Annotated in this window: 14 protein-coding genes and 1 riboswitch; of the genes, 2 read left to right on the top strand and 12 right to left on the bottom strand. The window is 55.9% G+C overall.

Annotation, left to right across the window (positions count from 1 at the left end; all coding sequences use genetic code 11):
* The 8 genes from WBC85_RS13000 to WBC85_RS12965 all read right to left on the bottom strand — a co-directional run.
* The coding region (locus WBC85_RS13000) for an AMP-binding protein (protein WP_424437872.1) at positions 1-1238 on the bottom strand (1238 nt) is incomplete at its 3' end.
* The gene (locus WBC85_RS12995; protein ID WP_424437869.1) at positions 1201-2217 is read right to left on the bottom strand and encodes a zinc-dependent alcohol dehydrogenase family protein; all 1017 of its coding nucleotides are present in this window, start codon (positions 2215-2217) and stop codon (positions 1201-1203) included. The genes WBC85_RS12995 and WBC85_RS13000, both read right to left, overlap by 38 nt.
* Before the next feature lie 2 nt (positions 2218-2219).
* A complete protein-coding gene (locus WBC85_RS12990; RefSeq protein ID WP_424437866.1) occupies positions 2220-3344 on the bottom strand; it encodes an acyl-CoA dehydrogenase family protein in 1125 nt (374 codons plus the stop codon).
* Complete coding sequence (locus tag WBC85_RS12985) at positions 3341-4300, bottom strand: branched-chain amino acid ABC transporter permease (RefSeq protein ID WP_424437863.1); 960 nt, start codon at positions 4298-4300, stop codon at positions 3341-3343. Before WBC85_RS12985 ends, WBC85_RS12990 begins: the two co-directional genes overlap by 4 nt.
* Complete coding sequence (locus tag WBC85_RS12980) at positions 4297-5154, bottom strand: branched-chain amino acid ABC transporter permease (protein ID WP_424437860.1); 858 nt, start codon at positions 5152-5154, stop codon at positions 4297-4299. The genes WBC85_RS12985 and WBC85_RS12980 overlap by 4 nt, the downstream gene beginning before the upstream one ends.
* 71 nt (positions 5155-5225) lie before the next feature.
* Positions 5226-6425, bottom strand: a complete 1200-nt coding sequence (locus tag WBC85_RS12975) for an ABC transporter substrate-binding protein (RefSeq protein WP_424437857.1) — start codon at positions 6423-6425, stop codon at positions 5226-5228.
* Between the two features lie 27 nt (positions 6426-6452).
* Entirely contained in the window at positions 6453-7154 is a 702-nt protein-coding gene (locus WBC85_RS12970; protein WP_424437854.1) for an ABC transporter ATP-binding protein, read from the bottom strand.
* Entirely contained in the window at positions 7155-7922 is a 768-nt protein-coding gene (locus WBC85_RS12965; protein ID WP_424437851.1) for an ABC transporter ATP-binding protein, read from the bottom strand. It abuts the gene before it with no gap.
* A gap of 149 nt (positions 7923-8071) precedes the next feature.
* Here WBC85_RS12965 and WBC85_RS12960 point away from each other — a divergent pair, with 149 nt between their 5' ends.
* The gene (locus WBC85_RS12960; protein ID WP_424437848.1) at positions 8072-8965 is read left to right on the top strand and encodes a LysR family transcriptional regulator; all 894 of its coding nucleotides are present in this window, start codon (positions 8072-8074) and stop codon (positions 8963-8965) included.
* Positions 8966-9043: 78 nt separating this feature from the next.
* On the opposite strand, the gene folE2 is transcribed toward WBC85_RS12960, so the two are convergent.
* Positions 9044-10135 (bottom strand): GTP cyclohydrolase FolE2, encoded by a 1092-nt coding sequence (folE2, locus tag WBC85_RS12955; protein ID WP_424437845.1) that lies wholly within the window; start codon positions 10133-10135, stop codon positions 9044-9046.
* Between the two features lie 195 nt (positions 10136-10330).
* On the opposite strand from folE2, the gene WBC85_RS12950 reads away from it, so the two are divergent.
* Entirely contained in the window at positions 10331-11119 is a 789-nt protein-coding gene (locus WBC85_RS12950) for a HalD/BesD family halogenase (protein WP_424437842.1), read from the top strand.
* Positions 11120-11127: 8 nt separating this feature from the next.
* On the opposite strand, the gene metZ is transcribed toward WBC85_RS12950, so the two are convergent.
* The 3 genes from metZ to WBC85_RS12935 form a co-directional block, all read right to left on the bottom strand.
* A complete protein-coding gene (gene metZ / locus WBC85_RS12945; protein ID WP_424437839.1) occupies positions 11128-12309 on the bottom strand; it encodes an O-succinylhomoserine sulfhydrylase in 1182 nt (393 codons plus the stop codon).
* Positions 12310-12369: 60 nt separating this feature from the next.
* A riboswitch (SAM riboswitch) is annotated at positions 12370-12446 on the bottom strand.
* A gap of 83 nt (positions 12447-12529) precedes the next feature.
* On the bottom strand, positions 12530-13129 hold the full coding sequence (locus tag WBC85_RS12940) for an inner membrane-spanning protein YciB (protein WP_424437836.1): 600 nt from the start codon (positions 13127-13129) through the stop codon (positions 12530-12532).
* 20 nt (positions 13130-13149) lie between these two features.
* Positions 13150-14055, bottom strand: a complete 906-nt coding sequence (locus WBC85_RS12935; protein WP_424437875.1) for an EamA family transporter — start codon at positions 14053-14055, stop codon at positions 13150-13152.
* Positions 14056-14084: the final 29 nt, after the last annotated feature.

Raw genomic sequence — 14084 nt, 5'->3', positions numbered from 1 at the left:
AGATAACCGTCATCATCCAACCGCCCGATATCGCCCAATGTGGTCCAGCCCTGCAAGTTGGTGCAAGCGCGGGTCTTTTCGGGGTCGTTATGATAGGCGAACTGCTGACCGTTCTCGTAGTAGATTTCCCCCGTCGTTCCAATCGGGACTTCGTGACCATCTGCATCGCAAATATGCACCACCCCCAGTTTTGCGCGGCCGACTGATCCGGGGTGTTCGCGCCACTCGAGGCTGTTTATCGCCGAAAACCCGTTATTTTCAGTCCCTGCATAATATTCGTGAATAATGTCGCCCCACCACGCCAGCATTTCATGTTTGATTTCAACGGGACAAGGCGCTGCTGCATGAACCGCCATTTCCATAGACGACAGATCATAACGCATGCGTACAGCTTCGGGTAGTTTCAACAAACGTACGAACATCGTGGGCACCCATTGGCTGTGGGTGATCTTGTAGTGTTCGATCAGGCGCAAGGATGTTTCAGCATCAAAGCGATCCATAATGAGCGCGGTGCCACCCATCTTGATCGTCACCATCGCATGCCTAAGCGGCGCTGCGTGATAAAGCGGTGCGGGGCAGAGATAACATGTGTTGTGGCTGTATCCGAACAAGTTGCTCAACAGATCAACCAACATGGTGCGCGTGCCTGGCAGTGCATTTTCCAATGGCCATTTTATGCCTTTTGGACGTCCGGTTGTGCCCGAGGAATAAAGCATATCAAGGCCCTGCGCCTCATCAGGGATTGGCGTTGCTTTGTGAAGTGCCGCTTCCTTTTGCCAGTCGGCGTAGAGCGCGTTACTGGCACCGACAACCATGACCTTGCACGAACCTGCGCGAACGGGTGGCAAGTCTGCAAGAATGTCCAGGAACCGATCGCTGGCCACCAGAAACCGCGCATTGCAATCGGCCAGAATATATCCGATTTCGTCCGTGTTCAGATGTGTGCTGATGGTCGTATAATAGACGCCTGCGCGATCTGCGGCAAAGCAGACTTCCAGCATTTCGCGCCGGTTCTCCATCAGAATTGCAATATGTTCGCCCTGTTTGACACCTTGGGCATGCAACACATGCGCCCCTTGGTTAGCGCGTGCTTCCAACATGCCAAAGCTGACGGTTTCACCGCTGGCAGCCATGATAAATGCGGGCTTATCAGGGGGATGCGCGCGGGGTTGATAGGGGTGAGATGTGCCGGTCATCGGATCAGAACTGAACAAGCGTCTTACCGAAGTGACCGCCATTTCGCAGATGTTCCATCGCCGCTTTGAGATCCTCAAACGCAAAGACTTTGCCCAGAACCGGGTGCAGCTCGTGTTGCGCCATGGCGCGCAGCATCGCCTCGAACCCGTCGCGGTGCCCCACGGTGACACCTTGCAGGCGCACCTGACGCGCCACGATTGGTCCCAGCGAAGCCTCGATGTTCAATCCCGACAGAACCCCGATCATCGAAAGCGTCCCGCCCGGGCGCACCGCACGCAGCGACAATGGCAAGGTTTTCGCGCCGCCCAATTCGATGATGTTGTCATAACCGCCTCTTTGCGCGGTGATGGGGCGGCTGGCGCGGGCCCAATCTTGCGTTGTGCGATAGTTGATGGTGGCATCTGCGCCCATTCGAGACACAGCCGCCAGTTTGTCATCGCTGGAGGAAATCACAGTGACATGCGCGCCGTGCATCTTGGCAAAGGCCAAGGCAAACAGGGCGACGCTGCCCGTGCCTTGCACCAATATCTTGTCGCCTGCGCGGGTTTTGCCGTGGGTGACAATCGCGCTCCATGCGGTCAGGGCGGCGCAGGGCAATGTGGCTGCTTCGGCGTCACTCAGATAGTCGGGTATCTTGACTACGCCCTCGGCAGAAAGGCAGACAAGGTCAGCCATAACCCCATCAAGCGGACCGCCCAAGGCGGAAGAAAACCGCTCGGGCGTGGGTTCACCACTGGTCCAGTCCTGGAAATATGTCGGGCAAACACGATCCCCGATGGCGACGCGGGAAACCCCTTCGCCGACGTCGACCACTTCGCCGACGCCGTCCGAAACGGGGATCAACGGCAGCTCGCCCGTGGCGCGCCCGTAGCCGCGCTCTGGCACGATCAGATCACGCGCATTCAACGATGCCATCCGCATCGCAACGATAACCTGACCTGGGCCACAAACGGGCTCTGGCCGCTGCGAAAGTTTGAGATTGTCAAATCCCCAATCGCCTTCAATCTGGAATACACGCATTTTTACGGCCCTTTCCGAGCGGTCAGTCTGGCCACCCTATCTTTGAGAATATTGGTGGCCCCATCGGTGAAACCCGCAATCTGTGCGGCGGCGATATGACGGGCAAACGGGTGTTCAGGCCGCAACCCTTCTGCCCCCATCAGCTGTAGCAGTTCGGGAAGCTGTCTTTGGGCACAGGTTACGGCTTCAATCTTGGCTTGCGCGGCTGCCAATTGGGCGTCGTGGCCTGTGTTGACCAGATCAATGGCCCGAGCGGTAAGCGTTTGCGAGGTGTCCAGCGCAGTCTGCGCCTCTGACAAAGCAGCCTGCCAGCTTGGGATAGCGTTTAGCGGTTTGCCAAAGCTGGTGCGCTGCGTGCCATATGTTGCCACATCAACAACCGCCTTGCCGAGCATGCCGTTGCACATGGCAGCAACATAGGTTCGCGCGCCGTTAATTTCAGTCAGGATCGCTTTGAACGCGGTGCCGGGGGCTATCAGCAATGCGTCATGCTCGACTTCTACATCTTGCAGTGTAAAACCGCCGGTCCCCATACTGCTCTGGGCAAAACTGCTATCAATAGCGTAGCGCGTCACGCCCTTGGCGTTCAGATCCACCAAAAAGGCACCGATGCCGCCAGCGTCACCGATTGCGCGACATTGAGCATAAACAATAGAAAGACCAGCGTGCCGTCCGTTGATAATCCATGTCTTTTCGCCGTTCAGCAGCCAGCCGGTGTCCGTCTTGCTTGCCTTTGTGGTGACGGCGGCGAAATCACTGCCCGCTCCGGGTTCGGTGAGGGCTGTACAGGCGCTGATCTTGCCGTTCAACAGGCTTGGGAGGTAGCGTTGCTTTTGCGTGTCAGAGGCAATCTCGCTTAAACGCAGCGCGATATTGTGGGTGTTGACGAGTGACATTGCAAAACCGAAATCGGCCCCAGCCAGAATGCTGCAAGCGCTTGCGAGGGTTGTAAAATCAACACCTTGCCCGCCAAATGACTGCGGCACCCGCATCCCCAAGATGCCGAATTGTCCAGCCATTTCATAGATCGACGCATCAAGGTCGCCGCCCATTGACCAGCCTGCTGCCGCAGGGGTGATGTGCTCGGCGGCAAAGCTTGCGACACGATCCAGAAAGGCTTGGCTCATGGCTTGCCCCGCCCCCATCTGGCCATCAGATCGGTGCCCACCCCAACAATGCCGCGCGGCATGTAAATCGTGGCAAGCACAAGAACAAGCCCATAAATAATAAGCCGGAAGCTATCTGCAAAGCGCAGATATTCGGGCAGAAGCACGACAAAAAACGCGCCGATGACAGGACCCGCAATGGTGCCCGATCCGCCAATGATGACCGCCAGGATCGCATCAAGGGATTGCGCCACACCGAAAATTTCGGGGTTAATGAAGCTTTGGTAATGGGCGTAAACCGCACCGGCCAAGCCACCAAACATCGCTGAAATCACAAAGGCGAACAGCTTGTATTTCCATGCTGCAATTCCGATGGCACCAACAAGGTCTTCGTTCTGGCGGATCGCGATCAGCGTTTGGCCTATGCGCGAGCGCACGATCAAGGCGGCGAGTGCTGTCATCAGCACTGCAAGGATCAAGACGAAGTAATAATAGGTTTCGCGGTCACGCCAATTGAACAGCCCGTCCTTGCCACCCGGTTTTGGGATGCCCGTGATGCCCGCCTCGCCTTGGGTCAATTCATGAAAATTCATCAGAACGATGAAAATCACCATGTTGAACGCAAGGGTCACAATAGCAAAGTAATGCCCTTTGACACGCAGGCTGGGATAGCCCGTCAGCAAGGCAAAGAATGCAGTGATAAAAGGGGCCAGCGCGATGGTAAGCCAGACAGGTAAATCAAAATGCATGCCCATCAGCGCGCTCGAGTAGGCCCCGATCCCCATAAAGCCGGCCTGTACGATAGAGACATATCCCGTGTAGCCCTGGATCAGGTTTTGTCCCTGCGCCGCGATCACCCAGATCAACGCCAAAACGCTAAGATGCAAGTAGTATTTCACGGCAATGAATTGTGGCAGCAGGATAAAGCCAACCAGCGCCGCTGCATAGAAAATGTAGGTTCGGTTCAGGGTCATCATGCTTTCCCCATCAGGCCTTGAGGGCGGAACAACAGCACGCCGATCATCACCACAAAGGCGAACACATCTTTATAGGCGGAAGATATGAAACCAGCCGCAAGCGCTTCGGTGATGCCCAGCACAAGGCCACCAACGACCGCACCGGGGATCGAGCCCAAACCGCCAAGGATCAACACAGCAAAGCCCTTGACCACCAAGCCCTCGCCAATGCCGGGTGCGATGGCGAACAAAGAGCCGACCATGACGCCCGCGCAGACCCCCAGCGCGGTAGAGATGGCAAACACCACCAGTGGAATGGTGTTAACGTTCACGCCCATAAGGATCGCCGCATCGCGATTTTCAGCCACAGCGCGGATCGCTTGGCCCGTCTTGGTTTTTTCAACAAACAAGGTCATGGCAAGAACAAGCAGCGCCGCCGCGATAATCACATAAAGCCTGAGTTCAGGAACGGTGACGCCGCCGATGTTAAATACGCGGCTGAGGTCGGTAGGAATGACAATCTGTTCATGACCAAAGAATTCCAGGTTCAGCCCTTCGACCATCATCGTCAGGCCAAGGGCGACAATGAAGGCGTTGATGTGATTGGCGTCGCGCACAGGTCTATAGGCAAGCAGTTCAATCAGCACCCCGAGGACCATACCGACGAGCAGTGACACAAGGATCGCAAGCAGCAGTGGGAAACCCCATCCCGTGACGAAAAAGAATGTTAGATAGCCGCCGAACATCGACACAGAGCCATGGGCAAAATGGGCAATGCCAAGAATGCCAAACACTGTCGTCAGCCCCAGCGCTATCAACACATAGACACCGCCGATAGCGACGCCGTTGATAATTTGTTGAATAACCTCAACCATGTTCGGTCCTGCGAATAAGAGGAAAGAAAAAGGGGGCGCAAGCACAAGGCCCACGCCCCGTCAGGGAGAGATCAGTCGATCGTGCTGAGGAATGCGGAATAGGCCGCAGCATCGGACGGCAGGTCTTGTACGAAGACCCAGTTGCCGCTCTGCCATTGGAATGCACCGTTTGAAGTGTAGGCCTGACCGTTCACATCAAACATTTTTCCGTCGACAGGAAGATACTGCATCACGACTTCATCAGGCACAGTCAATTCGCGCAGAGCAGCGGCCACCGCTTGGGTGTCATCCACTGTACCTGCCGCCTCGATCGCGTTTTTCAACGCATAGGTCTGATCGTAGGCATAAGGCGAGCTTGGCGATGGCGCGATGCCGAATTCCGCCGAGTAGTTCGCGTGATATGCTTTGCCGTTGTCTGAGGCTGACAGCAGTGTCAGTTCTGTCGGACGCAGGTCCCAGACGCCTTCCATCTGCTCGGATGTGGCAACGCGCAGGAACTGTTCCTCCGACCCCGAAGTAAAGCCGTAGCGCGGCACGTCGATGCCCAGCTCGACAGCTTGACGGTAGATGAATGCAGCAGGTTCGACATAGCCAACCACAAGGATCGCATCAGGCTCTTGCCCGCGAATTTTTGTCAGCTGCGGGGACATGTCGCGATCTTTTAGGCCAAAGGCCTCGCGGCTCACAATCTCGCCGCCCGCTTTGTTCAACTCTTTCTCGAAAGCGTCCACATAGCTGGCGTAGAAACCCACATCGAGGGCCCCCAGAACAGCCACGCGCTTGTGACCTTTTTCAGCAACGAAAGTCCCCGCGGCCGCGCCAGTATAATCTGCCGGTGGGCGCGTGCGTGTCAGGTTTGGAATTTCGCGTGTGGTGATCGAACGCTCCGCCGCGTTGCCGACCAGCATCACCGCATCCTCATTCTCGATAAAGGATGCAACCGCGCCCGTGGCCCCGGAACAGCAAAACCCTAGAATGTATTTCACACCGTCCCGGTCAATCAGTTTGCGCACCGCGTTGGAGGCTTCTGTGGGGTTCGCTTTGTCATCATAGGCAATGACATTGAGCATATAAGTGTCGTCGCCGACCTTGATGCCGCCGTTTGCGTTGATCTCTTTGGCGGCGAGGTTGACCGCATTCGCTTGCGGTAGACCGTAGACTGCGCCGCCCCCGGTCAGCGCGTCGCTGACCCCGATATCAAGCGTTTTGTCTGCGGCAAAAGCGGCAGTTGCCGTCAATGCGAATGCAGCGGTGATTGCTGTCAGTTTCATGTGTGTCTCCTCCCAGAAACGTTAAATTCAATGGCCCAGATACGCTTTTGCGACATCCGGATGTGATTGTAGTTCTGCGCCTGTTCCGCTCAGTACGATCTCTCCGGCCTCAAACAGGTAGGCGCGATCCGCAAGGCGCAGCGCCATGGCGGAGTTCTGTTCGACGAGCAGGATGGTTTTGCCCATCTCTTTGATCCGCTTGATGGTCGCTCCCACTTCGGCGACGATTTTTGGTGCCAACCCCAAGGAGGGTTCATCAAAGATGCACAGCTTGGGACGCGCCATGAGCGCACGTCCAATGGCCAGCATCTCCTGCTCTCCGCCGGAAAGCGTGCCAGCAGCTTGTGTTGCACGGTCCCGCAGGATGGGAAACATATCCATCATCTCGTCGACATCGCTTGCTTGATCGGGATCGGTGCGGGTGTAAGCCCCCATGCGCAAGTTCTGTAGCGTGCTCATTTGGGGAAACACCTGACGCCCCTCGGGGCACATGGTGATGCCCGCCTTGACGATGTCATGGCCGCTTTGATTGGTGATATCGCGTCCTTCAAAGGTAATCGTGCCGGCACTCGCTGGAACCAGTCCGCAGATCGCTTTGAGGGTCGAAGATTTGCCCGCGCCATTGGCCCCGATCAGGGCAACACATTCGCCTTCGCCAACTTCGATATCAATGCCGTGGATGACCTCGATAGGGCCATAGCTGACGCGCAGGTCGGAAACTTTCAACATCTATGCCGCCTCGCCGAGATAGGCATCAATCACAACCGGATTGCTGCGGATTTCTGCTGGCGTGCCCTCGGCAATTTTCTGGCCGAAGTTCAGCACGACAATGCGGTCGCAGACGTCCATAATCAACGCCATGTGATGTTCGATAACCAGCACCGACACGCCAAGCCCGCGAATGGATTTGATTAATTCGCTTAGTGTTTTGCGCTCATGCGAAACAAGACCCGCAGCCGGTTCGTCAAGCAAAATGACCTTGGGGTCAGACGCCAACGCCGTCGCGATCATCAAGAACCGTTGCTGCGCAGAGCTGATTGTGCCGACCCGGGTATGTTCAACGGGTTTGAGGTCGGTGATCTCTAGGATGTGATCCACGCGTTTTTCCAGCGCCGCATCTTCAGACGCTTTGCGACCAAAGCCAAAGACCGAGGACAATGGATGGGATGTGCGGGTGACGTTGCTGCCCAGAAGGATTTGCTCGCGCACGGTAAATTCGCTGAAGGTGCTTGCGGTCTGGAAGGTGCGTGCAAGTCCCTGTGTGACCCTTGCGTATTCGGGCAGGTTGTCGATTTGCGCATCGCCCAACATGATCTTGCCTGAAGTGATGGGAAATATCCCCGCAAGGCTGTTGACGGTGGTTGATTTGCCCGACCCGTTGGGGCCAATCAAACCAAGGATTTCGGCCTCGCGCAGCTCGAATGACAAATCGCGGATTGCGTGAACGCCGCCGAACGATTTGCACAATGTGTCCACCTTAAGAACAGGCGTTTTCATGGTATCCCCCCTCCGCATTTGTCGTGCGGTTAATCAACGGTAGCGAGGACACTGCGCTGTGCAAAATTCAAAGATTTACTCTATATATCTAATTTTTAGATGGCTAAGATCGTTCCAGTTCAATCAAAGCCAAGGGCGGGGTGAGCGGAATGATTAGGAATATCAAATCTATTCAAGTGTTTAATGTCACGTCCGAGGCAGGGAATGTCACTCGCGCTGCACAATTACTGAATATCAGTCAAAGCTCTGTCAGCTATCACATCAAAAAATTGGAAACCGATTTGGGATACGCCCTGTTTCGGCGCACCAAGCAGGGCTTGGAGCTGACTGAGGAAGGTGCCGTTTTGGCGAGCCATGTCGAGAACGGATTGAACATGATTCAGACAGGGCTGGAGCGGGTTGCCAATCAGGCGGGTTCGGTCAAGATAGCCCTGTTGCCCATGTTTTCCAGCCGCTGGCTGTCTTCACGCTTGGGTGGCTTGATGGAACTGCACCCAGACCTTCAACTGTCGATGCATAATCATAACAACAGTTTCGCGCGGATGCATAATCCGGCCAGTTTTGCGGACCTTGGCATCCAATGGGGTAAAGGCAAATGGAGCGGCTTTACTGTGCACCGCTTGTGGCCTGAAAAACTTGCGGTGGTCTGTAGCCCCGCCTATCTGGCCGCCCACCCGATCAGCCAACCCGAGGATTTGCTTTTGTGCAATCTGCTGCATGTAGATGACAACCGCATGTGGGAAGAATGGTTGTTGATGAACGAGGTGAAAGCAAGTGCAACGCAAACGCAAATGATGTTGGAGGATCGTCACTTTCAGCTTAGTTCAACCATCAACGGGTTGGGGGTGTCGCTGTTTGCGTCATGGCTGGTACAGGAAGAGCTGAAAAGCGGGGCTTTGGTGAACCCTTTTGGGCGCAACTTTGAAACGTCTTTTGCCTATTACCTAATCGTACCCAAAGGCGAAAAACTGTCCAAACCTGTAGAGCAGTTTTGCAACTGGATGCTGAAGATTCGTGGGACGCAAGCCGAAGCAAGCTATTGAATCCAATACCCGTTTTCAATTTTTGTTGCGAGGCTGCGGCGCAATGGTAATGGCCCCGTTCACGAAGGGCAGAGCAGATTATCCTACGTGAAAAAGCGTGCTGAACAGCTTGGGATCAAGGCTGGTCGCAGCAAAGCTTGGTCCTTCGGTCAGGACACTGACCGCGTCATGGCTATGCAGGCTTTCCTGATGCGAGGCGACAACGCGGAAATCGCCGATGCGTTCATCGCGCTGCAATTGCTCGCAGAACAGGCGCGCGGCATCCTCAACAAAGATCGGGTTGGCTGCGTTCAACTCGGCAAAGGCCTGCTCGTCCTCGCGTTTGACCATCACTTGCGTTTCCGTCGGAACAGCGCGGCGGCAATGATCGATCAGATCTTCGAACCACAGGATCGATTTGCCAATCAGTTCAACCGAGATACGCGCAACCGAGCGCTGCGAATGTGGCGTTGCCAACTGCCCGCGGGTGCGCCGCGCATGTTCGCTTAGTTCGAGCGAACACGGACATGTCGAGGAATAGACATAGTCCACATGCATGAATTTTTGGCGCACGCCGTTCTGTTCGGCCAGCTCCATCGCGATATCGTAATACTGATAGCCCGTAAGGCCCGAGCGCAGGCTTTCGATCTTCACAGGGAAAGAAAAGCGCATTTGCAGGCGGGCATCGAAGCTTTCGAGATCGGATTTGTAATCATCCAACGCCGCTTCGATCACATCAAAGCTGAAGGTTTCCTCTGCACGCCGATAAAAGGTGCGCATGATGCGGGACATGTTGATGCCCTTCTTGTCTGCCTCAAGGCTGACAGTGCCCGTCACCGACGTCTCAAGTGTCAGATCGCCGCCGTGTTTGGTGTGAAACCGAATTGGCAGGCGGAAATTGGAAATGCCGACATGCTGGATCAGCTGTTTTGAGCCGCGAATGAGCGAACTAGGTCCGTTTTGCAGATCGGGCAGGGTCGCTTTATAGGTCGAATCGGCGACAAAATTATCAGGGTAATTCTGGCTTAGGTCAGGATATGCAGCGCCATCCAGCAAAGCGCGCACAGATGGATCAAGCGCGTCGATTTCAGCAGCACTTGCCCCCGCAGCCCAGTTTTTCAGCACCGCCAGGGCATTTTCGGCCTTTTCGCGACCTGCTACAATAGCCTCAATCGGCGTTTGAAGTGTCATGACAGGTTCCCCGAATTCAACAGCTTTGCGTCCTTTATATAGGAATGCCCCCCCGTTTTCCCATGCTTTTCGACGTATCCCTAGGGGAAAAGGCGAAGCAAAAGTCACCAAACACGACCAAAGGGGTTCGGTTTTGGTATTGCGCGGTGCTTACAGGTGGCTGAGAGTGCTGGCAATAACTTGGGGGGCCATCACATGCGCGACATTCTTGATCTGGACCGATATCCGCTAGATCAGCGCGGGAGCGCAGACTACGAGGCCCTGGTGAGCCGCTGCAAAGCCGATCTGGCAGCGGGCGGCATGTTCAATCTGGAGGGCTTTATGAAGCCCGCGCCGATTGCTGAAACGCTGGCCTATGCAATGCCCAAGTTCGACACCGAAGCCTTTCGCCACGAGCGCATGCACAACATCTATTTCAAGACGGTTATCCCGGATGTGCCTGCGGACTCCCCGCTTTACACGGAATTCTCCACATCAAATCTGACGCTATGCGCTGACCAGTTGCAAGCGGCGCCCGTTACCAAGCTCTATGAATGGCCGCCCTTTGTGGATTTTCTGGCAGATGTGATGGAGCGCCCTGCCCTTTTCCCGATGGCCGACCCATTGGCGCGGCTGAACGTAATGGCCTATCGCGATGGACAGGGGCTGAACTGGCATTTCGATCGCTCTGAATTCACCACAACGCTGTTGCTGCAAGCGCCCGAAGAAGGCAGCACCTTTCTTTATCGCACCGATCTGCGCAGCGCGGATGATCCAAATTACGCAGGGGTTGAACGATTGGTGCGCGGGCAAGACCCTGACGTGCAGGCATTGGATGTGGAACCCGGTACGCTTAACGTGTTTCGCGGCGTGAACACCCCCCATTGCGTCACGCCTGCCAAAGGCAAACGCGCGCGCGTTGTGACTGTCCTGACCTACTACGAAACAGAAGGCGCGATGTTTACTGAAGAAGAGCGGCTCGGCTTTTACGGGCGCACATCTTAAGCAAGTTGTCAGGCTTGCTCTAGCGCTTGCAGCATATCCGCGATCAGATCGTCCGTGTCCTCGATCCCGAGGCTAAGACGCACCAAGCCCGGCGTGATTCCCAACATATCTTTCTGCTCTGCTGGCAGGCGCTGGTGCGTGGTGGCCGCGGGCGGAGTTGCGATGGTTTTAGCATCGCCCAGATTGTTGGAAATCACCGCGATTTGCAGTGCATTGAGCATGCGGAAGGACGCCTCTTTGCCGCCTTTCACTTCAAAGCTGAGCATGGTGCCGCCATTGCCCATTTGCGCCATGACCAGATCGTGTTGCGGATGGCTGGTGTGGCCGGGATAAATCAGTTTGGCAATCTTGGGATGCCCATCCAGCGCATCGGCCATTTTCGCCGCCGACGCCGCCTGCGCACGCACGCGCAGGTCCATGGTTTCCAGACCTTTGAGCATGATCCACGCCGTGAAAGGGCTCATGGAGCCACCTGTGTGCTTCATATAGGGCTCGACGGTGCCGCGGATGATGTCGCGGCTGCCAAGAATGATGCCCCCCAAGGCACGGCCCTGCCCGTCGATATGTTTCGTGGCGGAGTAAACCACCACATCAACGCCCTGTGCCACAGCATTGGAATAAACGGGCGTGGCGAAGACATTGTCGGCAACAACCAACGCGCCAACCTTATGGGCCAAGGCGGAAACCGATTTGATATCAATAACTTCAAGGGTCGGGTTGGAAATGGTTTCAAAGAACACCAGCTTGGTATCCTTGCGGATCGCCGCCTCCCAAGCGGCCAGATCACGGCCATCCACCAGTGTTACCTCAACCCCGAAGCGCGGCAGGATGTCATCAAGGATATAGAGGCATGAGCCAAAGAGCGCGCGCGAGGCGACCACGTGATCGCCCGCTTTCACCAAGCTCATGAGTGCGCCGTTGACCGCAGCCATGCCAGAGGCAGTGGCAAAACCGTCCTCCGTGCCCTCGATCGCGGCCATGCGTTCTTCGAACATCGCGACGGTCGGATTGCCGTAGCGCGCATAGATATACTCATCCGGCTCGGTCTTGATAAAACGTGCCTCGGCCTGCTCGGCTGTGTCATAGACAAAGCCCTGCGTGAGGAAGATCGCTTCGCTGACCTCGCCCCATTGGCTACGCTTTGTGCCGCTGTGCACCAGCTTGGTGCGCGTGTTCCAGTCTTTGCTCATCATTCTCTCCTAGCGCGGGGGCTGCCCCACGAAAAAACCCCGATGCGGTCAAGCAAACGGGGTTCCCGAGCGTTGACCTTTTAGCGGCATATTTAACGTGGCCCACAATCCGGTAACAAATCGCCACATACTCTGGTTATGCTGAAGTTCCCGAGGGGTCAACTGCAGAGCAATTTCCTTTGAAAGGAAATTGGAAAAACTCTTTGAAAGAGTTTTGCGCCTAGTTTTCGAGGTCCATGTACTTTTGCAGCACCGCAAATTGCGCCCAAAGGAAAGCAAAGAGCAGGACCGGGAACCCGAAAGTTTCAATCTTGACCCAGGCGTCCGTGGACATGGTGCGCCAGACGATTTCGTTGCCCACAGCCAGCGCGCCAAACATAGCTGTCAGGCGGCGTGTCAGGATCATCCACCCTTCTTTCGCCATTGGAAGTGCATCCGAAAGTACAAAGGCCAGATAGCTTTTGCCCTGCACCAACCCGATGGACAGGATCACTGCAAAGAAGCCGTACACCAGCGTCGTCTTCATTTTGAAGAAGCGTTCGTCATTGAAATAGGCTGTCAACCCGCCGAAGAATATCACCATAAAAGCGGTGAAAATCTGCATCCGGCTTAGCTTGCCCGTGAGATACCAAAGCACGCCGATTGCGATCAAAAGCACAGGCACAAAGGCCACGGTCGCAACGATAAAGCCCGTATACTCCGTGCCTGCAAAACTATAGCTGTTGTCGCGCATTCGCAGGTAGAGCAGGAAAAACACCAGCGTCGGGCCAAGTTCCAAAACCTGCTTCAAGATCGGGTTGATATCTTTTTCTTGTGCCAAAACAGGCTCCTTCCTGGCTCTCAGCCAGCAAATTCTACGATAACCGCGCCAAGTGCAATCATGCTCATCAGGGCAATGCGGCGCGGACCAACAGTTTCTTTCAGGACAAGCCAGCCGATCAGCGCCGCGAAGACGGTTGAGGTTTCGCGCAAGATGGCCGCTTCGCCGACCTTGTCAAGGCGCGTGGCCAGCATGATCGAACCGAAAGAGGCAAAGGCCACAAGCGCGCCGATCACACCGCGCAGCGCAAGCGGCGGCAGCGCGGGCGGGTTGGCCATGCGACGATAGCGCAAATAGGCGATAGGCGGGATCGCGAGACCGTCGATGAAAAAGAACCATGCCAGAAAGGTAAAGGGATCCGCCGTCGCGCGGATGCCGTAGGCGTCATAGGTCGTATAAAGCGCAACGAAAAGGCCCGTTGCAAAAGCCAGCCAGAGCGCGGGCGCAAGCGTCGCGCGATCCTGCACGAGGTAGAGATAATTATAGAGCGCAAGGCCGAAGATGCCTGCGAGCAGGACAAGAACGCCGAACCATTGTGCCGCAGTAAAGGTTTCGGAGAAGATCAGGTAAGCACCGAAGACAGTGAACAGCGGCCCAGTGCCGCGCACGACCGGATAGACGACCGTATAAGCGCCCTTGGTGTAGGCAAAGGCTTGCAGCAGTTTGTAGCCCGTGTGAATTACAAAGGCACCCGCGAAAATCACCCACATATGTGGTTCGGGCCATGGCACAATGAACAGCGCCACGGGCGCGGCCATGATCGCGTAGCTGGCATCAATTGCGCCGCGCGACAGCCAAGGATCGTGACGCCCTTTTTGCAGCGCACCGAAGACCGCGTGCAAAAAGGCAGCGCCAAGTGCCAGGATGAGCGCGACGTCGTGCCCTGCCTCAGTGCCCTCAAGCGAGATGAGCCAGTCAGAGAGCATGTGAGCACGCGAGATTGGGGGCGCTGCCC

Origin of the sequence: Planktotalea sp., from assembly GCF_049680325.1 — a bacterium.
In the GTDB taxonomy this organism is placed as follows: Bacteria; Pseudomonadota; Alphaproteobacteria; order Rhodobacterales; family Rhodobacteraceae; genus Planktotalea.
This window is presented reverse-complemented; position numbering and strand designations above follow the sequence as displayed.

Coding starts and splice junctions, on each gene's coding strand:
- WBC85_RS12985 (WP_424437863.1), bottom strand. CDS start 4,300: ATGATGACCCTGAACCGAACCTACATTTTCTATGCAGCGGCGCTGGTT.
- WBC85_RS12975 (WP_424437857.1), bottom strand. CDS start 6,425: ATGAAACTGACAGCAATCACCGCTGCATTCGCATTGACGGCAACTGCC.
- WBC85_RS12935 (WP_424437875.1), bottom strand. CDS start 14,055: ATGCTCTCTGACTGGCTCATCTCGCTTGAGGGCACTGAGGCAGGGCAC.
- WBC85_RS12995 (WP_424437869.1), bottom strand. CDS start 2,217: ATGCGTGTATTCCAGATTGAAGGCGATTGGGGATTTGACAATCTCAAA.
- metZ (WP_424437839.1), bottom strand. CDS start 12,309: ATGAGCAAAGACTGGAACACGCGCACCAAGCTGGTGCACAGCGGCACA.
- WBC85_RS12990 (WP_424437866.1), bottom strand. CDS start 3,344: ATGAGCCAAGCCTTTCTGGATCGTGTCGCAAGCTTTGCCGCCGAGCAC.
- folE2 (WP_424437845.1), bottom strand. CDS start 10,135: ATGACACTTCAAACGCCGATTGAGGCTATTGTAGCAGGTCGCGAAAAG.
- WBC85_RS12970 (WP_424437854.1), bottom strand. CDS start 7,154: ATGTTGAAAGTTTCCGACCTGCGCGTCAGCTATGGCCCTATCGAGGTC.
- WBC85_RS12965 (WP_424437851.1), bottom strand. CDS start 7,922: ATGAAAACGCCTGTTCTTAAGGTGGACACATTGTGCAAATCGTTCGGC.
- WBC85_RS12980 (WP_424437860.1), bottom strand. CDS start 5,154: ATGGTTGAGGTTATTCAACAAATTATCAACGGCGTCGCTATCGGCGGT.
- WBC85_RS12960 (WP_424437848.1), top strand. CDS start 8,072: ATGATTAGGAATATCAAATCTATTCAAGTGTTTAATGTCACGTCCGAG.
- WBC85_RS12950 (WP_424437842.1), top strand. CDS start 10,331: ATGCGCGACATTCTTGATCTGGACCGATATCCGCTAGATCAGCGCGGG.